This window comes from Rahnella sp. CG8 (assembly GCF_023701875.1).
Classification (GTDB): domain Bacteria; phylum Pseudomonadota; class Gammaproteobacteria; order Enterobacterales; family Enterobacteriaceae; genus Rahnella; species Rahnella aceris.
Map to the genome: position 1 here is coordinate 143,427 of NZ_JABAED010000001.1, position 25,854 is coordinate 169,280.

At 53.0% G+C, this 25,854-nt stretch carries 22 protein-coding genes; 17 read left to right on the top strand and 5 right to left on the bottom strand.

Annotated features, from left to right (window positions below; all coding sequences use genetic code 11):
- Positions 1-39 precede the first annotated feature (39 nt).
- From sseB to HGO41_RS00780, 12 genes are all read left to right on the top strand, one after another.
- On the top strand, positions 40-903 hold the full coding sequence (sseB, locus tag HGO41_RS00725) for an enhanced serine sensitivity protein SseB (protein ID WP_013574366.1): 864 nt from the start codon (positions 40-42) through the stop codon (positions 901-903).
- 221 nt (positions 904-1,124) lie between these two features.
- Positions 1,125-1,550, top strand: coding sequence for a nucleoside-diphosphate kinase (ndk, locus tag HGO41_RS00730; protein WP_013574367.1), 426 nt, complete (start codon positions 1,125-1,127; stop codon positions 1,548-1,550).
- 225 nt (positions 1,551-1,775) lie between these two features.
- On the top strand, positions 1,776-2,975 hold the full coding sequence (rlmN, locus tag HGO41_RS00735; RefSeq protein WP_013574368.1) for a dual-specificity RNA methyltransferase RlmN: 1,200 nt from the start codon (positions 1,776-1,778) through the stop codon (positions 2,973-2,975).
- A gap of 100 nt (positions 2,976-3,075) precedes the next feature.
- Entirely contained in the window at positions 3,076-3,813 is a 738-nt protein-coding gene (gene pilW, locus HGO41_RS00740; RefSeq protein ID WP_041673193.1) for a type IV pilus biogenesis/stability protein PilW, read from the top strand.
- The gene (gene rodZ, locus HGO41_RS00745) at positions 3,803-4,795 is read left to right on the top strand and encodes a cytoskeleton protein RodZ (RefSeq protein WP_013574370.1); all 993 of its coding nucleotides are present in this window, start codon (positions 3,803-3,805) and stop codon (positions 4,793-4,795) included. The genes pilW and rodZ overlap by 11 nt, the downstream gene beginning before the upstream one ends.
- Positions 4,796-4,837: 42 nt before the next feature.
- Positions 4,838-5,959, top strand: a complete 1,122-nt coding sequence (gene ispG / locus HGO41_RS00750; protein WP_013574371.1) for a flavodoxin-dependent (E)-4-hydroxy-3-methylbut-2-enyl-diphosphate synthase — start codon at positions 4,838-4,840, stop codon at positions 5,957-5,959.
- Positions 5,960-6,095: 136 nt separating this feature from the next.
- A complete protein-coding gene (gene hisS, locus HGO41_RS00755; RefSeq protein ID WP_119261344.1) occupies positions 6,096-7,370 on the top strand; it encodes a histidine--tRNA ligase in 1,275 nt (424 codons plus the stop codon).
- A 13-nt stretch (positions 7,371-7,383) separates the two neighbouring features.
- Positions 7,384-8,004 (top strand): YfgM family protein, encoded by a 621-nt coding sequence (locus HGO41_RS00760; RefSeq protein WP_013574373.1) that lies wholly within the window; start codon positions 7,384-7,386, stop codon positions 8,002-8,004.
- A gap of 11 nt (positions 8,005-8,015) precedes the next feature.
- The gene (bamB, locus tag HGO41_RS00765) at positions 8,016-9,197 is read left to right on the top strand and encodes an outer membrane protein assembly factor BamB (RefSeq protein ID WP_217243964.1); all 1,182 of its coding nucleotides are present in this window, start codon (positions 8,016-8,018) and stop codon (positions 9,195-9,197) included.
- Between the two features lie 211 nt (positions 9,198-9,408).
- A complete protein-coding gene (der, locus tag HGO41_RS00770; RefSeq protein WP_013574375.1) occupies positions 9,409-10,893 on the top strand; it encodes a ribosome biogenesis GTPase Der in 1,485 nt (494 codons plus the stop codon).
- A 66-nt stretch (positions 10,894-10,959) separates the two neighbouring features.
- Positions 10,960-11,916, top strand: coding sequence for an AEC family transporter (locus HGO41_RS00775; RefSeq protein ID WP_250980683.1), 957 nt, complete (start codon positions 10,960-10,962; stop codon positions 11,914-11,916).
- 11 nt (positions 11,917-11,927) lie between these two features.
- Positions 11,928-12,158 (top strand): zinc ribbon domain-containing protein, encoded by a 231-nt coding sequence (locus tag HGO41_RS00780; protein WP_013574377.1) that lies wholly within the window; start codon positions 11,928-11,930, stop codon positions 12,156-12,158.
- Here the strand turns inward: HGO41_RS00780 and HGO41_RS00785 are convergent.
- From HGO41_RS00785 to HGO41_RS00795, 3 genes are all read right to left on the bottom strand, one after another.
- Positions 12,143-12,487: a protealysin inhibitor emfourin gene (locus HGO41_RS00785; protein WP_013574378.1), complete on the bottom strand. Its 345-nt coding sequence runs from the start codon at positions 12,485-12,487 to the stop codon at positions 12,143-12,145. The genes HGO41_RS00780 and HGO41_RS00785 overlap by 16 nt on opposite strands.
- A complete protein-coding gene (locus HGO41_RS00790) occupies positions 12,488-13,522 on the bottom strand; it encodes a M4 family metallopeptidase (protein WP_112151286.1) in 1,035 nt (344 codons plus the stop codon).
- A gap of 135 nt (positions 13,523-13,657) precedes the next feature.
- Complete coding sequence (locus tag HGO41_RS00795) at positions 13,658-14,740, bottom strand: LacI family DNA-binding transcriptional regulator (protein ID WP_013574380.1); 1,083 nt, start codon at positions 14,738-14,740, stop codon at positions 13,658-13,660.
- Positions 14,741-14,954: 214 nt separating this feature from the next.
- Here HGO41_RS00795 and HGO41_RS00800 point away from each other — a divergent pair, with 214 nt between their 5' ends.
- Both HGO41_RS00800 and HGO41_RS00805 read left to right on the top strand, forming a co-directional pair.
- Positions 14,955-16,268: an MFS transporter gene (locus tag HGO41_RS00800; protein ID WP_013574381.1), complete on the top strand. Its 1,314-nt coding sequence runs from the start codon at positions 14,955-14,957 to the stop codon at positions 16,266-16,268.
- A complete protein-coding gene (locus HGO41_RS00805) occupies positions 16,265-18,628 on the top strand; it encodes a glycoside hydrolase family 31 protein (RefSeq protein WP_250980684.1) in 2,364 nt (787 codons plus the stop codon). Before HGO41_RS00800 ends, HGO41_RS00805 begins: the two co-directional genes overlap by 4 nt.
- A 52-nt stretch (positions 18,629-18,680) precedes the next feature.
- On the opposite strand, the gene xseA is transcribed toward HGO41_RS00805, so the two are convergent.
- Positions 18,681-20,054, bottom strand: a complete 1,374-nt coding sequence (gene xseA, locus HGO41_RS00810; protein WP_013574383.1) for an exodeoxyribonuclease VII large subunit — start codon at positions 20,052-20,054, stop codon at positions 18,681-18,683.
- Between the two features lie 168 nt (positions 20,055-20,222).
- Here xseA and guaB point away from each other — a divergent pair, with 168 nt between their 5' ends.
- The 3 genes from guaB (at position 20,223) to HGO41_RS00825 (ending at position 24,959) form a co-directional block, all read left to right on the top strand.
- Complete coding sequence (gene guaB / locus HGO41_RS00815; RefSeq protein WP_015689478.1) at positions 20,223-21,689, top strand: IMP dehydrogenase; 1,467 nt, start codon at positions 20,223-20,225, stop codon at positions 21,687-21,689.
- A 104-nt stretch (positions 21,690-21,793) separates the two neighbouring features.
- Entirely contained in the window at positions 21,794-23,371 is a 1,578-nt protein-coding gene (gene guaA / locus HGO41_RS00820) for a glutamine-hydrolyzing GMP synthase (protein ID WP_013574385.1), read from the top strand.
- A 253-nt stretch (positions 23,372-23,624) separates the two neighbouring features.
- Entirely contained in the window at positions 23,625-24,959 is a 1,335-nt protein-coding gene (locus tag HGO41_RS00825) for a sensor domain-containing protein (protein ID WP_250980685.1), read from the top strand.
- A 118-nt stretch (positions 24,960-25,077) separates the two neighbouring features.
- On the opposite strand, the gene HGO41_RS00830 is transcribed toward HGO41_RS00825, so the two are convergent.
- Complete coding sequence (locus tag HGO41_RS00830; RefSeq protein WP_250980686.1) at positions 25,078-25,851, bottom strand: NAD(P)H-dependent oxidoreductase; 774 nt, start codon at positions 25,849-25,851, stop codon at positions 25,078-25,080.
- Positions 25,852-25,854 lie beyond the last annotated feature (3 nt).

A 25,854-nucleotide genomic window follows, 5' to 3' on the forward strand; every position in this document is an offset into this window, starting at 1 on the left:
ACAGCGCCCCGTTTTATACCACTAGCGGAGTTAAGAACCATGAGTGTCCCACACGATCATCTCCCTGCCAGCGCGGCGGCGACCGACGGTGAAAACGAGCTGGAGCGCCTGCTCCGCCTGTCTGTCACCGCGCCTGCCTGGCGTCCGGCGTTTTATCAAACTTTGCTGGAGTCCACCGTGTTTGTGCTCGGTGATGCAGGGCAGGATGACGCTGAAAAGCAGGGCAGTGTGGCGATTACCGCAGGCAGTGAACTGAATGTTTTGCACTGGGAAAAACAGGACGGCAGCTCGATCATTCCTTTCTTTTCCTCTGTGGAGGTTCTGGAAAAAGCCAGTGCCGGCGAAAGCCCGGATGAGCAGGCGTTTGTCGCGCTGCCTGCCCGCGTGTTGTTTGAAATGACACAAGGGGAGGAGTTGTTTCTGAATCCGAAGTCGGAGTACGGCAAGGAATTCACCCCGAACGAGGTCACGCTGTTGCTGAGCAATGGCGGGTTAAATGCGCCGTCTGAGCTGGTGCTGGATAAAGAAAGTCAGCTGCTGATCGGCCAGCCGGAGGAGTATCCTTCCGCCATGATCGACGCGCTCACCACGCTTTTCACTCAGAAGAAACCGGTGCGCCGTGCATTTATGGCGCTGATCCACGATAAAGCCGTGGATGAACAGCCAAACCTGCTGATTGGCGTCGAAGCGGACGGTGATGAGCAGGAGATTGACGCGCTGATCCGCGAGGCAGGGAATGTGGCGAGTGAAACCTCTCCCGACGAGCGTCCGGTGGATTTCTGTATCGTTTCTGAAAAAGAGCGTGGCATCAGCCATTATCTGATCAGCCACACCCAGCCGTTCTATCAGCGCAAGTGGGGAAGCTGGTTACGCAATATTATTCCTTCGTCAGGACAGGCATAAAGTGAGAGGACACCAGGGGAAAGCACCGTTTTGCCCCTGTTTTGTTTGCGGGAAATAGGTGGTTTAGGTTCGATAGTGAATTAATCACACATTTTTTTAATTAAATGTTGTGATTCGGGTAGGCAATCGTAACTTCGCTCCCTATAATCACCGCCATTTTACGGCAGGTATAACATTAAATTAACCCGCCCTACCTATAAAAGTCAGACAGAGGTTTTTTCATGACTATCGAACGCACTTTTTCCATCATCAAGCCAAACTCCGTAGCTAACAACGACATCGGTGCTATCTACGCACGTTTCGAACGCGCTGGCTTCACCATCATCGCGTCTAAAATGCTGAAACTGACGAAAGAACAAGCTGAAGGCTTTTACGCAGAACACAAAGGCCGTCCGTTCTTCGACGGTCTGGTTGAGTTCATGACCTCTGGCCCGATCATGGTTCAGGTTCTGGAAGGTGAAAACGCGGTTCAGCGTAACCGTGACATCATGGGCGCAACTAACCCGGACAACGCACTGGCTGGCACCCTGCGTGCAGATTTCGCGGATAGCTTCACTGCTAACGCGGTTCACGGTTCTGATGCTGTAGAATCTGCACAACGCGAAATCGCTTACTTCTTTACCGAAAGCGAAATCTGCCCGCGTTAAGATTTTTGAGTCACCGTTGCTGGAAGATAAGCCGCAAATTCACAAGAATTTTGTAACTGTACTTTCCAAACATGGCAACCGTGCCCTAAAATTTGTACAATGTTGCGCCCCGAATGAGCCAGCCTCTTCGGGGCGCAATTTTATTTGCAGGCCAGCCGTTACCTTTCGGGCCTGGCTCTGCACTTCCAATACGCCATAACGTGTAACAACGAGGCCATTTTCATCATGTTAGAATCCAACACGTCCGAGCCAATTTTGTCTGAAAATAACGCTGTTTCCGCAGAAGCCGTGAATACTGTCGTGCCTGCTGCCGCAAAAATTAACCTTCTTGACCTTAACCGCAAGCAAATGCGTGAGTTCTTCATCAACATGGGCGAAAAACCGTTCCGTGCTGATCAGGTCATGAAGTGGATGTATCACTACTGCAGCGATGATTTCGAGCAAATGACCGATATCAATAAGGCGCTGCGTGAAAAGCTGGCCCGCGTTGCAGAAATTCGTGCACCGGAAGTCGCGTCAGAACAACGTTCAACTGACGGCACCATCAAGTGGGCGATTCAGGTGGGCGGACAACTGGTTGAAACCGTGTATATCCCGGACGGCGACCGTGCGACGCTTTGCGTTTCCTCTCAGGTCGGCTGTGCACTGGAATGTACTTTCTGTTCCACGGCGCAACAGGGCTTTAACCGTAACCTGCGTGTGTCCGAAATTATCGGTCAGGTATGGCGTGCGGCAAAAATTATCGGTGCGGCGAAAGTGGCCGGTACGCGCCCCATCACCAACGTGGTGATGATGGGCATGGGCGAACCTTTGCTGAACCTCAATAACGTGGTTCCGGCCATGGAAATCATGCTCGACGATTTCGGTTTCGGTTTGTCAAAACGTCGCGTGACGCTTTCCACATCGGGTGTCGTCCCTGCGCTGGACAAGCTGGGCGATATGATTGATGTCGCGCTGGCGATTTCCCTGCACGCACCTAACGACGCCATTCGTGACGAAATTGTGCCGATCAACCGCAAGTACAATATCGATACCTTCCTGGCCGCTGTTGAGCGTTATATTAGCAAATCCAACGCCAATCAGGGCCGCGTTACCATCGAATACGTTATGCTGGATCACATCAATGATGGCACCGAGCATGCGCATGAACTGGCTGAGCGTCTGAAGAATACGCCATGCAAAATCAACCTAATCCCATGGAACCCGTTCCCGGGCGCGCCGTATGGCCGCAGCTCGAACAGCCGTATTGATCGTTTCTCTAAAGTGCTGATGGATTATGGCTTTACAGTTATCGTGCGCAAAACCCGTGGTGATGACATTGATGCCGCGTGTGGTCAGCTGGCCGGTGATGTTATCGACCGTACCAAACGTACGTTGAAGAAAAAAATGGCAGGCGAGCAACAGATTTCCGTAAAAGCCGTCTGATCCCAATGGGCTTCGCCACGGTGTTCCGTCGAAGCCCGCTGTTTTATTGTCGCTGGCAGGGTAAAGGGAATTAAGCATGGCAATGAAGGGCAGTGTGAAAATGCTGATCGCCGCAGGCATGACTGTGGCTTTACTGGCGGGATGTTCCAGTTCACCGAAAGAAACGCAACAGGCCAGCGGCGCAGCACAAACGCGTCTCGAACTTGGCATGGCGTACCTGAATCAGGGGAACATGGAGGCGGCCAGGCAGAATCTGCAGAAAGCCGTTGACGGTGCGCCGCAGGATTATCGGACACAGCTTGGCATGGCGCTTTACGAGCAAAAAAACGGCAATCAGAAAGCAGCGGAAAGCCGCTACCAGCAAGCGTTGCAGCTGGCGCCGCAAAATGGGACGGTCTTAAATAATTACGGTGCGTTTTTGTGTAGTTTAGGGCAGTATGTACCCGCACAACAGCAGTTTAGCGCCGCAGCTAATGCGCCTGATTACGGTCAGGTTGCTGACAGTCTGGAAAATGCAGGCTACTGTTTTCTGAAGGCCAATCAGAATGAGGAAGCGCGAGTGTTACTAAGCCGGGCATTGAAAGTGGATCCCGATAAAGGCGCACCCTTGCTGACTGAGGCAACCAAAGAATTTGGGGAAGGGAACCGCGCTCAGGCGAAACTATTACTGGATGTATATCAACATGTTCTGCCAGCCACTGCCGACAGCCTCATGTTACAAATTCGATTCGCTGCGTTAGCGGGCAACCCGGATAGCGTTCAACGCTACGGTAAGCAACTTGCGCGTAGTTATCCACAATCTAAACAGTACCAGCAGTTCTTAGCCAATGAATACTGAAGCCCCTCAAGAAAATAATGCAAAACTGACTACAGGCGAACGTCTGCGTCAGGCTCGTGAACAGTTAGGTCTTAGTCATCAGGCTGTTGCAGAACGCCTGTGTCTGAAAGTCTCAACTATTCGCCAAATCGAAGAAGAAACGACGCCGGCCGATCTTGCGCCGACTTTCCTGCGTGGTTACCTCCGTTCCTATGCAAAACTGGTTCATGTCCCGGAAGAAGAATTATTAGGTCTGATCGGTAAACAAGCGCCGATTAAAGTGCCTAAAGTGGCTTCAATGCAGGGATTCTCTCTCGGTAAGTCTCGCAAAAAACGCGATGGCTGGCTGATGGGCTTTACCTGGCTGGTAGTGTTTGTGGTGATTGGCCTGACCGGTGCGTGGTGGTGGCAAAATCATCAGGCGCAACAGCAGGAAATCGCAACAATGGCCGATCAGTCATCGGCACAACTGAATCAGGATAACGGCCAGGGGCAAACTATTCCTCTGGGCGACAATGCGAATTCTGCACCGACAACAGAAGATACTTCTTCTGACCCGGCTCCTGCTGCAAACACAACACAGCCGCAGAATTCTATCCCGCTGAATACCGCACCGGGCGCAGCAGCAAGCAACGCACCGGCAGCATCAGGTACGCCAGCGGAGCAAGCGCCTGCCGCGGTTTCAACCAGTCAGCCTGCAACAGCTGAAAACGGTCTGCCAACCGGTGATGCACAAACTGCGGCAGCAGGTGCGGATCCACAAGCGGTGACCTTTACCTTTAAAGCTGACTGCTGGTTCCAGATTGATGACGCATCAGGGAAAACCCTGTTCAGCGGCATGAAGAAAGGCGGAGAGACCTTCAGCGTGAAGGGCACTGCGCCGTATAAACTGAAAATCGGTGCGCCGGGGGCGGTGGATATCCAATTCCAGGGCAAGCCGGTTGATTTAAGTCGTTTTGTAAAATCAAGCCGTGTTGCGCGCCTGACCTTAGCTGCCGAGTAATCGGCAGTTTGTCAGACGATTGCAACGATGGAGAGTGAAGTAATGCATAACCAAGCACCCATTACCCGTCGCAAATCAACCCGGATTTATGTCGGCAAGGTGCCTGTAGGTGACGGAGCACCGATTGCGGTGCAATCGATGACCAACACTCGCACCACAGATGTCGCGGCGACAGTCGCACAGATCAAATCACTGGAACGCGTCGGTGTCGACATTGTTCGCGTTTCTGTGCCAACCATGGATGCGGCAGAAGCATTCAAACTTATCAAACAGCAGGTTAATGTCCCGCTGGTCGCTGATATTCATTTCGATTACCGCATCGCCCTGCAGGTTGCAGAATACGGCGTAGATTGCCTGCGTATTAATCCAGGTAACATCGGTAACGAATCCCGCATCCGCTCCGTGGTGGATTGCGCACGCGACAAAAATATTCCTATCCGTATCGGTGTGAACGGTGGCTCCCTGGAAAAAGATATTCAGGAAAAGTACGGCGAACCTACGCCGCAAGCGCTGCTGGAATCGGCGATGCGCCACGTTGATATTCTTGACCGTCTTAACTTCGACCAGTTCAAAGTCAGCGTAAAAGCCTCTGACGTTTTCCTGGCTGTTGAGTCCTACCGCCTGCTGGCTAAGCAAATTGTTCAGCCTCTGCATCTGGGAATTACCGAAGCCGGTGGCCTGCGTGCAGGTTCCGTTAAATCAGCCATTGGTCTGGGCCTGCTGCTCTCAGAAGGTATCGGCGACACGCTGCGTATTTCGCTGGCGGCTGATCCGGTTGAAGAAGTCAAAGTCGGATTCGATATCCTCAAATCACTGCGTATCCGTTCCCGTGGTATCAACTTTATTGCCTGTCCGACTTGTTCGCGTCAGGAGTTTGATGTCATCGGTACCGTGAATGCGCTGGAACAACGTCTGGAAGATATCATCACGCCAATGGACGTTTCGATCATTGGTTGTGTGGTTAACGGTCCGGGCGAAGCGCTGGTTTCTACCATGGGCGTCACCGGCGGTCATAACAAAAGCGGTTTCTATGAAGACGGTGTCCGTCAGAGAGAGCGTTTTGATAACAATGATATGATCGACCAGTTAGAAGCAAAAATTCGCGCCAAAGCGGCGATTATGGATGAGAGTAAACGTATCGTTATCAATCATCTTGAAAAGTAACATCGGTTGCAGGTGTCAGCGTACATCTGCATTATTATATTGAACCCGACTGGGGTAATGGCGTCTGTGCGTTGAACCACAAGCCACAAAGCCCCTATAATCGGGTTCATTTTTTATAAAACGATAGAGAACTGACGTGGCAAAGAATATCCAGGCCATTCGCGGCATGAACGACTACCTGCCAGAAGACACAGCCCTGTGGCAACGTATTGAAGGATCGTTGAAACAAGTGCTTGGCAGTTACGGCTACAGTGAAATCCGTATGCCGATTGTAGAGCAGACCCCATTGTTTAAACGCGCTATCGGTGAAGTGACTGATGTCGTGGAAAAAGAAATGTATACCTTTGAAGACCGCAACGGCGAAAGCCTGACGCTGCGTCCGGAAGGTACGGCGGGCTGCGTGCGCGCCGGTATTGAACATGGTCTGCTGTACAATCAGGAACAACGTCTGTGGTACATCGGTCCGATGTTCCGTTACGAACGCCCGCAAAAAGGTCGCTATCGTCAGTTCAATCAGTTGGGTGTAGAAGTCTTTGGTCTGCAAGGGCCGGACATTGATGCCGAATTAATTCTGCTGACCGCCCGCTGGTGGCGCGCGCTGGGGATTTCTGAGCACGTGGCGCTGGAACTGAACTCTATCGGTTCACTGGAAGCCCGCGCGGACTATCGTGATGCGCTGGTGGCTTTCCTTGAGCAACATAAAGACAAGCTGGATGAAGACTGTAAACGTCGCATGTACAGCAATCCGCTGCGTGTTCTGGACTCCAAAAATCCCGATATTCAGACGTTATTAAATGATGCACCGGAGCTGGGTGATTATCTTGATGAAGAATCAAGAGAACACTTTGCAGGTCTGTGTGAACTTTTAGAGCAGTCTGGTATCCCATATACGGTTAATCAGCGACTTGTGCGCGGTCTGGATTATTACAACCGCACCGTGTTCGAATGGGTAACCAGCAGCTTAGGCTCACAAGGGACTGTGTGTGCGGGTGGCCGCTACGACGGTCTGGTCGAACAACTGGGCGGTCGTGCAACACCGGGTGTCGGTTTCGCCATGGGGCTGGAACGTTTGGTATTACTGGTTCAGGCCGTAAACCCGGACTTCAAAGCACCGGCAACCGTCGACACCTACGTGATCTCATCCGGTGCTGGCACGCAAAGCGTGGCTATGCAACTGGCTGAAACACTGCGTGATGCGCTGCCTGAGCTGAAAGTTATGACTAACTACGGTGGCGGCAATTTCAAGAAACAGTTCGCCCGTGCTGATAAATGGGGTGCGCGTGTTGCCCTGGTACTAGGCGAAACTGAAGTCGCTAACCAGCAGGTCGTCGTAAAAGACCTGCAGAGTGGAACGCAAGAAACGCTGGCGCAAAGCGAAATCGTCGCGCGTCTGGCTTCGATGTTGGGTTAAGGAGAAGGACACTGTGGAAGTCTATACCACTGAGAATGAACAGGTTGATGCTGTACGTCGCTTCTTTGCCGAAAACGGTAAAGCGCTGGCCATCGGCGTTGTTCTGGGTATTGCAGCCCTGGGCGGCTGGCGTTTCTGGCAGAGTCACCAGGACTCTGCCCTGACGGAAGCTTCTGCGTCTTTCCAGCAAGCTAATCAGTCGCTGACCAGCAATAACGCGAAAGGCGTGGCTGATCTCGAAAAATTTGCTCAGAGCAATGACAATAATTACGGCGTATTTGCCGCCCTGCAACTGGCTGATCATTTTGTCGGAACCAGTGATTTCGCCAATGCTGAAAAGCAATTAGTGCAGGCGCAAGGTCAGGCCAAAGAAGATAATTTACGTTCGCTGGTGAACTTACGTCTGGCGCGTGTCCAGATGCAGCAAGGCAAATTTGATGATGCACTCAAAACGTTAGACGGCGTGAAGGGTGAAGGCTGGACGGCTATGCAACAAGGCATCCGTGGTGATGTTTTGCTTGCCAAAGGCGATGCAAAAGGTGCTCGTGAAGCCTACAGCAAAGGACTTGATTCTAAACCCTCTCAAACGCTGCAAACCGTGCTGCGTATGAAATTGAACAACTTAGCCAGCTAAGGGGAACCCCGATGCAATTGCGTAAAACACTCTTGGTAGGATGGGTTTCTGTTGCCCTGCTAAGTGGCTGTTCATTGTTTAACAGCGAAGAAGACGTGGTCAAAATGTCTCCTCTGCCAAAAGTTGAGAACCAATTCACACCGACGCAAGTGTGGAGCAAATCCGTAGGCGACGGCATTGGCGAATTCTACTCCAATCTGCGTCCGGCCTGGCAGGACAGCACCATTTTTGCGGCTGACCGTTTTGGTCTGGTTAAAGCACTCGACGCTGACAGTGGTAAAGAAAAATGGAGCGTCAACCTGTCTGAAAAGACCGGCTTCCTCTCCCGAAATATTTCTGCACAGCTGTCTGGCGGCCTGACAGTTTCAGGTGATCACGTTTACGTTGGCAGTGAAAAAGCTATCGTTTATGCATTGAACACCACTGATGGTAAAATCGCCTGGCAGACCAAAGTGGCGGGGGAAGCATTGTCCCGTCCGGTTGTCAGCGATGGTCTGGTTCTGGTTCACACCGGCAATGGTATGTTGCAGGGTCTGAATGAATCCGACGGTACCATTCAATGGACCGCTAACCTCGATATGCCAACGCTGTCTCTGCGTGGTGAATCAGCGCCTGTAGTAGCCTTTGGTGCTGCAATCGTCGGTGGTGATAATGGCCGCGTCAGTGCTGTACTGATGAAAGAAGGTCAGCTGATCTGGCAACAACGTATTTCTCAGACTACCGGTACGACTGAAATCGACCGTCTGAGCGATGTGGATACCACGCCGGTTATTGTTGATGGCGTTGTTTATACGCTGGCATACAATGGCAATCTGGTGGCGATGGATCTGCGTTCTGGTCAGATTATGTGGAAACGTGATGTTGGTTCTGTGAATGACATCATTGTCGACGCAGGCCATATCTATATGGTTGACCAGGATGACCGCGTGATGGCGCTCGATACTCAGGGTGGTGTCAGCGTGTGGCGCCAAAGTGAGTTGCTGCACCGTAACCTGACGGCACCGGTGCTGTATAATGGTTACATTGTGGTCGGCGATTCCGAAGGCTATCTGCACTGGATCAACACCACTGATGGTCGTTTTGTTGCTCAGCAGAAAGTCGACAGCGATGGCTTCCTGAGTGCGCCGATTGTGGCAAGCGACAAGCTGGTTGTGCAGGCGAAAGGTGGCGAGGTTTACTCCTTCACCCGCTAATACTGCGACCGGCATCTGGTCCTGAGGTCGGTTGACCCCGGGCTTTAAAACGGCTCCTGAATTGCTCAGGGGCCGTTTCGTATTCTGAAATCCGCGTAATCCCCAATGAGAGATTACGCTGTAACAAATTGAATTATAGTGGTTTGCAATGAAATTCAGCAGGCCAGCTATTTGCGTTTAGCACCACCTATAAAAACACTGAGGCTTCAAAATGATACCTGTCGTTGCGCTTGTTGGGCGCCCGAATGTGGGTAAATCCACTTTATTTAACCGTTTAACCAAGACGCGTGATGCGCTGGTGGCGGATTTCCCGGGGCTTACGCGTGACCGCAAGTATGGTCGTGCCGAAATTGAGGGTAATGAATTCATCATCGTGGATACCGGCGGTATTGACGGTACCGAAGATGGCGTTGAAACCCGCATGGCAGGGCAATCTCTGCTGGCTATCGAAGAAGCGGATATCGTGCTGTTCATGGTGGATGCGCGCGCGGGCCTGATGCCTGCCGATCAGGGCATTGCCCAGCATCTTCGCAGCCGTGAAAAAGCCACCTTCCTGGTGGCGAACAAAACTGACGGGCTGGATCCGGACAGCGCAACCGGTGATTTCTACTCACTCGGTTTGGGCGATGTGTATGCTATCGCGGCTTCACACGGCCGTGGCGTGACGCAACTGATCGAACACGTACTGATCCCGTTCGTGGGTGAAAAGCCGGAAGAAGTCGAACTGACCGAGGAAGAAGCTAACGCAGCTTACTGGGCCGAGCAGGAAGCCACCGGTGATGAAATCCCTGAAGACGAAGAAGATAATTTCGACCCGCAGTCTCTGCCAATCAAGCTGGCTATCGTCGGACGTCCGAATGTAGGTAAGTCCACACTGACTAACCGTATTCTGGGCGAAGAGCGCGTCGTGGTTTACGACATGCCGGGCACGACCCGTGACAGTATTTATATCCCGATGGTGCGTGACGAGCGTGAATACGTTCTGATTGATACCGCCGGTGTGCGTAAGCGCGGCAAAGTGACTGAAACCGTGGAGAAATTCTCGGTAATCAAAACCCTGCAGGCGATTGAAGATGCCAACGTAGTGATGCTGGTTATCGATGCCCGCGAAGGTATTTCCGATCAGGATCTCTCGCTGTTAGGCTTTATCCTCAACAGCGGGCGCTCACTGGTTATCGTGGTCAACAAGTGGGATGGCATGAGCGAAGAAGCGCGTGCTCAGGTTAAAGATCAGCTGGACCTGCGTCTTGGTTTCGTTGATTTTGCCCGCATTCACTTCATCTCTGCCCTGCACGGCAGCGGCGTTGGCAACCTGTTTGAGTCAGTAAACGAAGCGTACACCTGTGCAACCACGCGTGTGAGCACCTCCTTACTGACCCGTATCATGCAAATGGCGGCTGACGATCACCAGCCACCGCTGGTCAATGGTCGCCGCGTGAAACTGAAATATGCTCACGCCGGGGGCTATAACCCGCCAATCGTGGTGATTCACGGTAATCAGGTGAAAGACCTGGCTGATTCCTATAAACGCTATCTGATGAACTATTTCCGTCGTTCACTGAAAGTGATGGGAACGCCAATCCGCATTCAGTTCAAAGAAGGTGAGAACCCGTATGAAGGCAAGAAAAACTCGCTTTCTCCTCACCAGCAGCGCAAGCGCCGACGTCTGATGCAGCACCTGAAAAACAAATCCTAAACGAATGGGGTGCATGAAAATGTACCCCTTTTTTTCGTCTTAATTTCCCCGCAAGGAGCTGGCTGGATGTTCTGGCAGACCTGGAGTTTTGCATTTGGTGTTACGGTCCCAAACTTACTGATCTTGTTGCTGGGCGTGGTGCTCCGCCGTACCGGCCTGATGGACGACAGTTTTAACGAGAAAGCCAGCCGGCTGGTGTTCAATATCGCCTTACCTTGCCTGCTTTTTTTCAGCGTGGCGCAAGGGCATGATTCCTCAGGCTCAAATCTGCCGCTCGCCATTTATGGTGGCCTTGGCACCGTCGCTTCATTTCTGTTGCTGGAACTGGTGGCGATAAAACTGGTGAAAGACCCGCGTGAGCGCGGTATTTTTGTGCAGGGAGGATTCCGCGCCAATACCGGCATCGCGGGTCTTGCTTATGCCTCGCTGGCCTTTGGCAGCGAAGGTATTGCGCTGGGGTCGATGTATCTGGCGGTCACAGTGATCCTCTTCAACGTGCTTTCCGTGATTACGCTAACCCGTAGCCTGAAAGGCGGGCAGGGGAATAGCATCGGGCTGAAGCCGATTCTGCGCGGCATTATCACCAATCCGCTGATTATTGGTCTGGTGCTCGGGCTGGCGTTTAAGTACAGCCATTTACCGATGCCAGCGACCATTGCCAGCACCGGTGAGTTTATTTCAGGGATGGCGCTGCCGCTGGCAATGTTATGTGCCGGTGCCAGTCTTGACGTGAAGGCGATGTTCCGCAGTTCTCACGTGGCGGCCTGGTCTTCCGCGTCACGTGTGATATTTGTGCCTGCGCTGATGACCTTCGGGGCATGGCTGTTTGGCTTTCGCGACGCGGCGCTCGGCGTTATATTTCTCTTTTCCTGCACACCGACCGCAGCGGGCAGCTACGTGATGACCCGTGCAATGGGCGGCAACGCGACGCTGGCGGCGAATATTATTGCCGTCACCACGCTCGGATCATTTTTCACTACCGCACTGGGTCTGTATTTACTGCGGACGCTGGGTGTTATTTAGAGGGATAGACGATGGATGCACTTTGTCCGGTTTGCAGCCAGCCGATGAGCTGGGTAAGTGGTCACTTTCATTGTGACGCCAGCCATGGCGACTATCAGCAAATCGCATTATGCCCGGATTGCCAGCAACCGTTGCAGGAGCTGAAAGCCTGCGGCGCGGTCGATTACTTCTGCCAAAACGGGCACGGGATGATTTCTAAAAAAAGGGTACGGTTTACGTATTCGCCTTATTCCGCAGAGTGATCGTCAGGGGGAGCCTGCTTCCATAAATTCACCAGTTCCTCGGGCGTTTCGGTTTCAGGAATAATCACCACCAGGCTGGCCGAATGCGCTTGCGAAGCATAGTAAATCTCCAGCCGGAAATAACGCTGGTCGCCATGACCGGCGTTTTCTTTTTCCTGAGCATAGGGCAGGGCTTTGTTGATGAGCTGGCAAATTTCCCGCCGCTTATCATCACTCATACCTGAAAGTTCGACCCGTCGCGGCCCGCTGAGTTTCGGGATAAACGCAATGCCGCCTTCGCGGTAAATCTCAATGACCGCATTACTTTCCAGCGAATCTAAAGGTTTCATTTACATCACTCCGACCTGCTCCCAGGCTTCACGAACCGCTTGTGCAACGGAAGCGTCAAAGCGTTTTTCCGCATGCTGAATCGTCAGTTGGGCGAACGTGACAAAGTCTGCATTTTTGGGCAGGGATTTATCACAAACCGTGTCATACCAGACGTAACCTGCACGTTCCCACGCGTTACCACCCAGTTTAGTCGCTGCCAGATAGAACGCGCGGTTAGGTATGCCTGAATTAATGTGCACACCGCCGTTGTCATCGCGGGTATTCACATAACCCTTCATGTCCGCCGGTTGCGGATCTTTACCCAACAGCGGGTCATCGTAAGCGGTACCGGGATGAGACATAGAACGCAGGCCGGAACCGTTAATGCCTTTCGCCAGCAAACCTTCACCAATAATCCAGTCGGCTTTATCGGCAGTTTGTTTCAGGTGGAATTGTTTCACCAGCGAACCAAACACATCCGACATCGATTCGTTCAGTGCGCCGGACTGGCCGTTATATTCCAGACCTGCTTCCGTTTCGGTGACCCCGTGGGAAAGCTCGTGCCCGACAACGTCGATAGCAATCGTGAAGCGGTTAAAGATTTCGCCGTCACCGTCACCAAACACCATCTGCTGCCCGTTCCAGAAGGCATTCTGATAGCCTTTGTCATAATGCACCGTGCCGAGAAGCGCCAGCCCTTTGTTATCAAGGGAATTTCGCTGATAGGCCTGCCAGAAGAAATCATAGGTCACGCCAAGATAATCATAGGCTTCATCCACCGACACATCGCCGTTACTTGGCTGACCTTCCTTACGCACGGATTCCCCCGGTAGTCGGGTGGTATTTTTGGCGTCATAAATATCACGCTCAACCTGACCCGCTTTGGCTGTCACGATCTTCTGCGGTTTGGCGTAGGGCTGTGCCATCAGGGTATTCACATGTACCAGCGTCTGTCTGGCACATCTGCGCTGGGGCTCTGAACCGTGTTCAATAATACGGTTAAGCATGTAGGGCGGGATAACGCTGTTGTAACGCTTTGCTGAACTGTGATTCATCGTGAATCTCCTTATCAAGAGTCACCCGAAGGTGAAAACAAGGTGTTCTGACCGTCTGATACTGAAAGCCGGCTAATGAATAGTCATCACCGTCAGTATAGGACTGCTGAGCGTTAAGCCTGTTAAAGATGAGATTTATCTGTCCGGCTGCGGGTCATACAACGTATGTGAATGACAAATCACAGCGCGTCCGCTGGCTTTTCTGACCGATTCGCGCACCACCAGTTTTCCCTGCAACAGCTGCGTTGTGTGAGGCGCATCGGGGCGCAGCATGCGCCGTTGCAACAGGGAAATCGCTTCGGCACCGAGTTCATCGCGCGGCACATGCACCGCTGTCAGCGGCACATCGTGAATTTCTGCAAGATTGAATCCGTCAGTGCTGATAACGCTGATATCCCCGGGCACGGAAAAGCCGCGTTTAGCCAGCGCGGCTACCACGCCGGAAGCCATAAAATCGCCACCGGCCAGGATTGCGGTCGGCAGCGGCTGGCCGGGCGGCAAGGCATCCAGAAATTCCAGCAGCGCCTGTTCGCTTTCCTGGGCACCGAATCCTGAGGTATTCAGCAAATGCTGGCTGTCACTGAAAACCTGATGATGGCGCGTGAACGCCTGTTTAATCCCCGTGAGCCGAAGTTCCATCGTATGACGTCGCAGGCACTGCACGGTCACGATATGTGTGTGGCCCTGAGAAAAGAGATAGTCGCAGGCGAAATCGCCCATCGTCTGATGATCGGGGCTGACACTGTCATGGCGCATATGCCGGTCATGGCAATTGACCAGCACGCAGGGCTTGCCCATGTCAGCGGCCAATTGATGAATGTGAGGATCGTCGATACCGACCAGTAATACGGCTTCGGTTTGCGGATCGGTCATTTTGGCGATGAACAGCGCAGCATCGGCGTTTTCTTCTTCCATCGCACAATAACGGACGCGCACTTCATGATGGGCTGTGGCAGCCAGAATGCCCTGGATCACCTTGTAGTAAAAAATATCGCTGCGCACATCAAAGGCGCGGGCGGGAGCGAAAATCAAAATGTTGTTGAGCATCAGCCTGCCGGTGGAAAGGCCATCGAGAACGCCCTGAGATTTGGCACACTCAAGCACGCTGTCGCGCGCCTTGCTGCTGGTGTTATTTTTTCCGGCTAAAACCCGTGAAACGGTACTGATCGACAACCCTGTCTGGTCGGCAATTTGCTGGATATTTAACTTTCCTTTCAAACTGTGATCTCCTTCAAAATCGTCCATGCAAAAATTTTCATATCAGAAGATGTGCTTCCCGTGAGCTTTTATCCTCCCTGACTTCCCCGTCCAGTTATAGCGTGAAAGCTTTTGCAAAAAATCACGTTTCCCTCACAAATCCGGCTGCCTACTCTGCAGAAGTACCTCACATGACACATCATCTGCGGCCAGGCCGACGGGTGGGAGAACGGACATGACAATTCAAATAAATACCGGGACAGCTGCGGTTGCAGGACGCAGAAAGATAAAGGCTTTACGCTGGTGGATGCTGGCGCTGTTTCTGCTCGGCGTGACGGTCAACTACGTCACCCGAAATTCTCTGGGGTTACTGGCGGCTGAACTGAAAACCAGCCTGAACATGACCACGGAACAATATTCTTACATCGTCGCGGCGTTTCAGGCGGCGTACACCATTTTCCAGCCGTTGTGCGGCTGGCTGATTGATGTAATTGGCCTGAAGCTGGGCTTTCTGATCTGCGCCTCAATCTGGGCGGTGGTTTGTATGCTGCATGCAGGGGCGGGCAGTTGGATCCAACTCGCCGTTCTGCGCTTCTTTATGGGCAGTGCCGAAGCGGCGGCGACGCCGGCCAACGCCAAAGCGATTTCCGACTGGTTCCCGCGTAAAGAGCGTCCGGTTGCCGCAGGCTGGGCAGGCGTAGGCTTCTCGATTGGTGCCATGCTGGCCCCGCCGATTATCCTGGTCGCGCACGTGTCATTTGGCTGGCGTGGTGCGTTCCTGTTCTGCGGCGTGCTGTCGATGCTGTGGGTTCTGCTGTGGTGGAAGTTCTACCATTCACCGGAAACGCATCCGAACCTGAGCAAAGATGAACTGGCGCTGATCCGTTCAGATAACGAGCCGCAACAAACGCGTCTGCCGTTTATCAAATCGCTGAAAATTGTCTGTAAAAACAAGAAATTCTACGGTATCGCCATTCCGGCATTTCTGGCTGAGCCTGCGTGGGCGGTGTTCAGCTTCTGGGTGCCGTTGTATCTCGCCAATGAACGTGGGATGGATTTAAAACACATTGTGATGTTTGCCTGGCTGCCGTTCCTGGCCGCCGACCTCGGCAGTATTGCCAGCGGCTATCTCACTACGCTGTACCGCAAAGTGTTTGGCTGCACCCGCATTAACTCCATCGTCGCCAGCTCCGTCACCGGCGCATTTATGATGCTGTCGCTGGCGCTGGTCGCCTTGACGCAAAGCCCGTATGCCGCCATCGCCCTGATTTCCATCGGCGGTTTCGGTCATCAGGTGATTTCCTGCATGCTGAGTGCCGTCGTGGTGGAGACATTCGATAAGAGCCAGGTGGCGACAGTTAACGGCATGCGCGGTTCTTCGGCGTGGATCGCCAGTTTCCTGTTTTCACTGCTGATCGGCGCCGTTGCCGACAAAATGGGTTTCAATCCGCTGTTTATCGCGATGGGTTTCTTTGATTTGATCGGCGCAGTCTTCCTGGTTGCTCTGATCGCTGAACGCCGCAATCCGGCAAAAAGGGAGAGTCTATGAAGACGTTAAAACACTGGGAGCTTGCCGGGCAGGATGAAGCAGGCGTGGATTTGCGGGTTGATGGTAAACATCTGTTTTCTCTGCGTGTGCTGGAACAGGGTTTAATCCGCGTATTCATCCAGCGAAACGGCGAGCTTGCGCTGGATCGTACCTGGAGTATCGCACCACAAAATGATGCACCATGGGAAGGGCGTGACCGTCTGAGCAACGAAGGTTTTTCAGTGCCGGGTTATCAGCTCGAACAGGGCGACGATTGCCTGACACTGACCACTGAGGCGCTGCGCGTCACGGTGCATCAGCCGTTGTGGCTGGAGTGGGAATATAAAAATGAGGCCGGTGTCTGGCAGCCGCTGGTAAAAGATCGGAAAACCGGTGCGTATATGCTCGGCGTGAAAAACGAAGCATCGGCGCACTATCAGCTGCGTGAGGCGCAGGATGGCGTGTACGGACTGGGCGAGAAAGCCGGTGATCTCAACCGTAGCGGCCGCCGCTTTGAAATGCGTAATCTGGATGCGATGGGTTATAACGCCGCCAGCACCGATCCGCTGTATAAGCATATCCCGTTTACCCTGACGCGGCGCAATGGTGTCAGTTTTGGCGTTTTCTACGACAATCTCAGCAATGTCTGGCTTGATCTCGGCAATGAACTGGATAATTACCATCTGCCTTACCGTCGTTTCAGTGCCGAAGCGGGCGATCTGGATTACTACCTGTTTGTCGGCCCGACGTCACTCGACGTCACCAAAAAGCTGGTGCGCCTGACCGGTAAAACTACCTTTGGGCCGAAATGGAGTCTCGGTTACAGTGGCTCGACCATGTATTACACCGATGCGCCGGACGCCCAGCAACAGCTGATGAAATTCATCACGCTGTGTCAGCAACATCAAATTCCCTGCGATTCGTTCCAGCTTTCATCGGGTTACACCTCAATCGGCAACAAGCGTTACGTCTTTAACTGGAACTACGACAAAGTGCCTGAGCCGGAAGTGATGTCGAAAGCGTTTCTTGACGCTGGTATCCGTCTGGCGGCCAATATCAAACCTTGCCTGTTGCAGGATCACCCGCAATATGAACAGGTTGCTGAGCAGGGTTTATTTATCCGCGACAGCGAAAGCGACGTGCCGGAACGCTCAGTATTCTGGGATGACGAAGGTTCCCACCTCGATTTCACTCATCCGGCCGCTGTGCGCTGGTGGCAGAAAGGCGTGACGCAACAGCTGCTCGAAAAAGGCATCGGTTCGACGTGGAACGACAACAACGAATACGAAGTCTGGGACAGCGATGCGCGTTGCCACGGTTTTGGCAAGTCTATCGCCATCAAACATATCCGTCCGGTAATGCCGCTGCTGATGATGCGTGCGTCGTTTGAAGCACAGCAAAACTTCGCGCCGGAAATCCGGCCGTATCTGATTTCCCGCTCAGGTTGTTCCGGCATGCAGCGTTACGTGCAAACGTGGAGCGGTGATAACCGCACTAACTGGCAGACGCTGCGCTACAACACCCGCATGGGCATCGGCATGAGTTTATCCGGTTTGTATAACGTCGGGCACGACGTCGGCGGATTCTCAGGGGATAAGCCGGATGCCGAACTGTTTGTCCGCTGGGTGCAAAACGGCGTGATGCATCCACGTTTCACCATTCATTCCTGGAATGATGATCACACGGTGAATGAGCCGTGGATGTATCCGCAGGTGACGCCGCTTATTCGTGATGCCATCCGTCTGCGTTATCGCTTATTGCCTTATTTCTACACCTTGCTGTGGCAGGCTCATGCGGATGACGAGCCGATGCTGCGCCCGACATTCCTCGACCACGAGCACGACAAAAACACCTTCGCGGAAACCGATGACTTCCTGATGGGACGTGATTTGCTGGTCGCCAGCGTGGTGGATGAGGGGCAGCGTGAGCGTAATGTTTATCTGCCTGATAACGGAATGGGCTGGTGCGATTTCTATACCGGCGAATGGTTTGCGGGCGGGCAGACAATCACCCTCGACGCACCGCTGGACAGATTGCCGCTGCTGGTGCGCGCCGGTGCTGCATTGCCGCAATCTTGCCGTCTGGCGCATGTTGAGGCCAGTAAAGATATGCTGCGTGAATTGCATGTGTATCCGGCACCGGGTCAGGTGACATCGTCAGGCATGCTGTTTGAAGATGACGGCGAAAGCCATCGCTGGGAGCAGAATCATGCGCTGTGGCTGAACTGGGATATCGCCAGTGACGATCAGCGAATCAACATCACGCTGACGCAGCACGGCGATTTCAAACCGGCGTGGAAAACCCTGAGCATTGTGCTGCCGCAAAGCGAACCGCGTGAAGTTTGGGTGAATGGCGTGAAGACAAATAACTATAATCTGTAAGCTTTTCAATCTCCTCCCCCTGCGAAGGGGGAGGATGGGGGAAACCTAACGCTTATTTAACCGCACGTTTACGCACCTTCTTCTCTACCACAATCGATTTCACTTCACTTTCAATCCAGCCATCGGCCAGACGTGTTTTCAGTGTATCGCCCGGTGCAGTCTGCGTGGTTTTCTTCAGCAACGCGCCTTGCGGCGTGGTCGTCACGCTATAGCCGCGGGCGAGTGTCGCCAGCGGACTGACGCCTTCCAGTTGCGTACAGGCAGTACCGAAACGCTGACGGCTTTCGGTCAGTTGCGATGACATCGCCTGTTGCAGCCGGTACTGAAGCTGCTGAACCCGCTGCTGGGCGCGGTGAATACGCGGCTGCGGTTGCTGTTGTGTGAGGCGTTGCTGCAAACGGTCGGTGCGGCGCAGCATCTGACGCAGCTGGTTTTGCATGGCTTCATCAAGACGACGGCGCAATTTGAACAGCGCCGTTTGCTGACGCGCCAGACGTAAATGCGGATGCTGCTGTTGCAGGCGGTGATTCAGACGCGTGAAGCGCTGCGTCAGTTGTGCGAGATAATAATCCATCGCCATTTCGAGGCGCTGCTGCTGCGACTGGATCTGGCGCAGCAATTCCAGCTGATTGCGGCTGATCAGTTCGGCAGCAGCAGATGGCGTCGGCGCACGTAAATCAGCAACAAAATCGGCAATCGTCACATCGGTTTCGTGGCCGACGGCGCTGACGATCGGAATGCGGCTGGCAAAAATCGCCCGTGCCACGCGCTCATCGTTAAAGCTCCATAAATCTTCCAGCGAACCGCCACCGCGCCCGACAATCAGGACATCGACTTCTTCCCGAGCGTTAGCCAGCTCAATGGCGCGGACGATTTGCCCCGGCGCATCCGCGCCCTGAACTGACGTCGGATAAATAATGACGGGTAACGACGGGTCGCGACGCTTTAAGACATTTAACACGTCATGCAGCGCGGCGCCGCTGGCGGAAGTAATCACACCCACGCATTTAGCAGGCGAGGGCAGCGGTTGTTTAAACTGTGCATCAAACAGACCTTCGGCGGCCAGTTGCTGTTTCAGCAGATCGAATTTTTGCTGCAATAAACCGTCGCCAGCTTCCTGCATACTTTCGGCAATCAGCTGATAATCGCCACGTGGCTCATACAGCGTAATGGTCGCGCGGACTAATACCTGCTGGCCATTTTGCGGGCGGAACGTTGTGCGGCGATTCGTGTTGCGGAACATGGCACATTTGACCTGAGCGCGGTCATCTTTGAGCGTAAAATACCAGTGGCCGGAGGACGGCTGAGAGAAGTTTGAAATCTCACCGGAGAGCCAGACCTGACCCATTTCGTTTTCCAGCAACTGTCGGACCGTCTGATTCAGGCGGCTTACGGTAAAAATAGGAGGCGAAGAAGGTAGCGACATGTGATCCAGATCAAATTCAAAAACAGAGACTTAATCGAACGATACTACATGCCCGCAAAAGGTAATCAAGAAGTTTTTGAAATAGTTCTGGTCGAAATGCCTACTCACCTGTATACTCCCGCTGCAATATTTTATCTTTTCCGCATCCACCTTGGTGAGATATTGCCCATGCTACGTATCGCAAAAGAAGCACTAACGTTCGACGACGTTCTCCTTGTTCCAGCCCACTCCACAGTTTTGCCTAATACTGCCGACCTCGGTACTCAACTGACCGCTAAAATCCGTCTGAATATCCCTATGCTGTCCGCAGCGATGGATACCGTGACTGAAGCGAATCTGGCGATTGCTCTGGCGCAGGAAGGCGGCCTCGGATTCATTCACAAGAACATGTCTATTGAGCGTCAGGCGGAAGAAGTCCGTCGCGTGAAGAAGCATGAAAGCGGCGTTGTTGCTGACCCTAAAACCGTCACGCCATCGACCACTTTGCGTCAGGTTAAAGAACTCACTGAAATTAACGGTTTTGCCGGTTATCCGGTCGTGACTGAAGAAAACGAACTGGTCGGTATTATTACCGGTCGTGACGTGCGCTTCGTGACCGATCTGGAACAGCCTGTCACTGCGGTCATGACGCCGAAAGAACGTCTGGTCACCGTCAAAGAAGGCGAAGCCCGCGAAGTCGTGCTGCAAAAAATGCACGAAAAACGCGTAGAGAAAGCACTGGTGGTTGACGCGCAATTCCATCTGCTCGGTATGATCACCGTAAAAGACTTCCAGAAAGCCGAACGTAAACCGAATGCCTGTAAAGATGAGCAGGGCAGCCTGCGCGTCGGTGCAGCGGTTGGCGCAGGTGCGGGCAACGAAGAACGTATCGATGCGCTGGTTGCTGCCGGTGTTGACGTTCTGTTGATCGACTCTTCTCACGGCCATTCCGAAGGCGTTCTGGAACGTATCCGCGCAACCCGCGCGAAATACCCGGATCTGCAAATCATTGGCGGTAACGTTGCAACTGGCGCAGGTGCTCTGGCACTGGCGAAAGCAGGCGTGAGCGCGGTGAAAGTCGGTATCGGTCCTGGCTCCATCTGTACTACCCGTATCGTGACCGGCGTGGGTGTTCCGCAAATCACTGCCGTTTCTGACGCGGTTGAAGCGCTGGAAGGCACCGGTATTCCGGTTATCGCTGACGGCGGTATCCGCTTCTCCGGCGACATCGCAAAAGCTATCGCTGCCGGCGCAAGCTGTGTGATGGTCGGCGGGATGCTGGCGGGTACTGAAGAATCTCCGGGCGAAATCGAGCTGTATCAGGGCCGTTCATACAAATCTTACCGCGGCATGGGTTCTCTGGGCGCGATGTCCAAAGGCTCTTCAGACCGTTACTTCCAGACTGATAACGCTGCTGACAAACTGGTACCGGAAGGTATCGAAGGTCGCGTGGCGTATAAAGGCCGTCTGAAAGAGATCATCCACCAGCAAATGGGCGGTCTGCGCTCCTGTATGGGGCTGACCGGTTGTGCTACCATCGACGACCTGCGCACCAAGGCTGAGTTTGTCCGCATCAGCGGTGCCGGGATCCAGGAAAGCCACGTACATGACGTGACGATTACCAAAGAGTCACCGAACTACCGCATGGGATCCTGACCCTAAAGACAGCGAGCTAAAGGCTCGCTGTCTGCTTTTAAGATTGTTAGAAAATTTAACCTGTTGTTTTAACGCTTTTATTGCTTTCTGGAAAACGCCCCCTCATGAGCGAAAATATTCACAAGCACCGTATCCTGATCCTCGATTTCGGCTCCCAGTACACCCAACTTGTTGCGCGCCGCGTGCGTGAACTGGGTGTCTATTGCGAACTCTGGGCCTGGGACGTAACCGAAGCCCAAATCCGCGAATTCAATCCGAACGGGATCATCCTGTCCGGCGGCCCGGAAAGTACCACCGAGCATGACAGCCCGCGTGCACCAGACTATGTCTTCGAAGCCGGTGTACCGGTTCTGGGCGTCTGCTACGGCATGCAAACCATGGCGATGCAGTTAGGCGGCCATGTTGAAGGCTCTAACGAGCGCGAATTTGGTTATGCGCAGGTTGAAGTTCAGACTGAAAGTGCGCTGATCCGTGACATTCAGGATGCCCTGAGCGAGAACAACAAACCGTTGCTCGACGTCTGGATGAGCCACGGCGATAAAGTGACGGCCATCCCGTCTGATTTTGTGACCGTTGCCAGCACTGAGACTTGCCCGTTTGCCATTATGGCCAACGAAGAAAAACGCTTCTACGGTGTGCAGTTCCACCCGGAAGTGACGCATACCCGTCAGGGCCTGCGTATGCTTGAACGTTTCATCATGGATATCTGCGAGTGCGAAGCACTGTGGACGCCAGCAAAAATCATTGAAGATGCCGTTGAACGTCTGCGTGTGCAGATTGGCGACGATCATGTGATCCTCGGCCTGTCCGGTGGCGTTGACTCTTCCGTGACCGCCATGTTGCTGCACCGCGCCATTGGCGACCGTCTGACTTGCGTATTCGTCGATAACGGTCTGCTGCGTCTTAACGAAGCAGATCAGGTGCTGGAAATGTTCGGTGACCGTTTCGGTCTGAACATCGTTCATGTCGCTGCGGAAGAGCGCTTCCTGTCTGCGCTGGCAGGCGTTGATGAACCTGAGGCCAAACGTAAAATCATCGGCCGCGTCTTTGTTGAAGTGTTCGATGAAGAAGCCTGCAAGCAGGATGAAGTGAAATGGCTGGCGCAGGGCACCATCTACCCTGACGTGATTGAATCCGCAGCCTCGGCCACCGGTAAAGCGCACGTGATCAAATCGCATCACAACGTGGGCGGTTTGCCGAAAGAAATGAAACTGGGTCTGGTTGAGCCGCTGAAAGAACTGTTCAAAGACGAAGTACGTAAAATCGGTCTGGAACTCGGCCTGCCGTATGACATGCTTTACCGTCACCCGTTCCCGGGCCCGGGTCTGGGCGTTCGCGTGCTGGGCGAAGTGAAGAAAGAGTACTGCGACCTGCTGCGTCGCGCCGATGCTATCTTCATCGAAGAACTGCATAAAGCCGACCTGTATAACAAGGTCAGCCAGGCCTTCACCGTCTTCCTGCCAGTCCGCTCCGTTGGTGTGATGGGCGATGGACGTAAATACGACTGGGTCGTTTCCCTGCGTGCAGTAGAAACCATCGATTTCATGACCGCGCACTGGGCACACCTGCCGTACGATTTTCTTGGCCGCTGCTCCAATCGCATCATCAACGAAGTCGACGGTATCTCCCGCGTTGTCTATGACATCTCGGGCAAACCACCGGCAACGATTGAGTGGGAATGATTTCGCGTCTGGCAACAGTCTGCACGCTAAAGCAATAAATACCTCTAAGCCCGCGTAACTGCGGGCTTTTTGATATCTGTCAGATATCAAATGGCCGTTTCAACTTTATCATGTGATTCTTTCCTGAGTTTATTCAACTGTACCTGTACTATCTTTAACCGGTGGTGCAAAACGATGCAGTGCTAATGGACGACGGATATCTATCGTAAAGGTAGTCGTACTCACTCTTATATTCAGGCCTTATAGTTTCTCTATGGAATCGAATCCTCACGCGCCGTTGGCCAGTTTTATTGATCTCATGATGGATGCTGTTTTTGCGGTTGATGCCCATGCCAATATCGTTTTTGCGAGTGCATCATGCGAACGTATCTTTGGCTATACGCCGAAAGAAATGATCGGCAAAAACATGTTTGACATGATGCTGCCTGAAGATCGGGAAATAACCCGAAACTCGGTGGTGGGGATCATGTCTGGCAATCCTCAGTTTCATTTTGAGAACCGTTACATTCATAAGAATGGACAAGTAGTCAACATCATGTGGACGGCACGCTGGTCACCGGCTGATCAATTGCGCATTGGGGTTGCCCGAGATATTACCGAACGCAAACGATCCGAATTGTTGCAGTCTGCGCTTTATTCTATTTCTGAAGCTGCACATACCGCCGAAGATTTACTCAAGTTATTCCAGCGCATTCATGAGATCGTCGGCACGCTGCTGCCCGTCGATAATTTCTCGGTGACGCTCTACGATGATGAAACCGGTAAACTTAGCTTCCCTTATCATGTGGATCAGTTTCTGCCGAGGCCAGACCCCTTTACCCTGATCCCAGGTACGTTCTACGCAGAGATTATTCATACCGGTCTGCCGCTGCTGCTCACACCTGAAACGATGGTTGCCCGCATGGAAGAATTGCGGGTCTCTTTTGGCATGAATCCATTCTGCTGGCTGGGTGTTCCGCTCAAGTCGCATAAGGGCACGATTGGCGTGCTTATGGTCAAAAGCTACCCGGGGGGTGTGTGCTACAACGAACAGGATCAGGAGTTACTGCAGTTCGTTTCGACTCAAATTGCGACTGTCATTGAGCGTCAGCAAATGCAGGCTCGGCTGCAGTATATGGCGCAGTATGATCCACTGACCGACCTCCCGAATCGTGGTTTTTTGCATGACCGCCTGAAAGTCGCGCTCTCAACAGCACGTCGGGAGCAAGGTCAGTTGTCGCTGTTATACATTGATCTCGACAAATTTAAACAGGTTAACGATACGCTTGGCCATGGTATTGGGGATTTACTGCTGCAGGGGGCCGCTGCGCGCCTGAAGTTGTGTGCGCGCGAATCGGACACCGTCGCTCGTGTCGGCGGCGATGAGTTTGTGGTTTTGCTTCAGGGGGGTTCCTTACCCGCGTCTGCTCGGGTAGCAGAAAAAATCCGTGACGCTTTCAATCCTCCTTTTACCCTGGAAGGCCACAGTTTGACCATCACGCCCAGTATCGGAATCGCACTCTATCCGGAGCATGGTAACGATGAACGTCAGCTTCTCGAATATGCCGACAACGCCATGTATTTAGCCAAAAACGGCAAAGCGCATTGAGAAAATAGCGATCAAATGGGAATAAGTTTTAGAGACATCTGCTATTTAAAATCCACAAAACGCCAGTGTGATTAAATTATCCACTGGCATTTTTTATGCCTGAAATTCTCTCAGATCGTTATTTCAAATGCGCCGCAAACCCATTTTTCTCCGGCGCAATTTCCGGTTTCAATATCAGTGACGGAATAGCGTAATCGCCGCCATTCTGCTGGCGGAATGAAATGGGTGTCGCGCTTTCTAATGTATCCAGCCGGTGAGACATCTCCGCGCAAGTTTGCGCATAGCGGGTTTCATCCATGCGTCCGGTGCGGTAGAACACCAGCGGCGGCAGTACGCTGAAGCCCGGATAGTGCAGGATGCCGTGATGGATCGGGAACAGCAGCTCGTCGATAGGGCCATTAATCCCACGCGCACTGTAATGCGGTTCCCACCCGCCGGTCGTGACCATCAGCATGGCGCGTTTACCGGCCATTTTGCCTTCTCCGTAACGGTCGCCCCAGTGCGTGTCGGAATGTTCACCGACACCGTAAGCAAATCCGTAGGCATAAACGCGTTCCACCCAGCCTTTCATAATCGCGGGCATTGAAAACCACCATAGCGGGAACTGAAATATCACGGTATCAGCCCACTGTAATTTTTCCTGTTCGGCGCCAATGTCATGGCTTTGCGTGCCATTCTGGTAAGCGCGCTGTGAATTCTGCGAAGGTTGAAAAGGCCCTGGTGAAGGCTCGGTGTTATCTCCGGCATCCAGCGCAGCTTTCCATTGCATGGCATACAAATCCGATATCTGCACATTGTGCCCGGCGGCCTGCAGGTGACTGACCGCAAAATCTTTCAGCGAGCCGTTCAGTGATTGTGATTCAGGGTGGGCATAGACGATCAATACATTCATGAC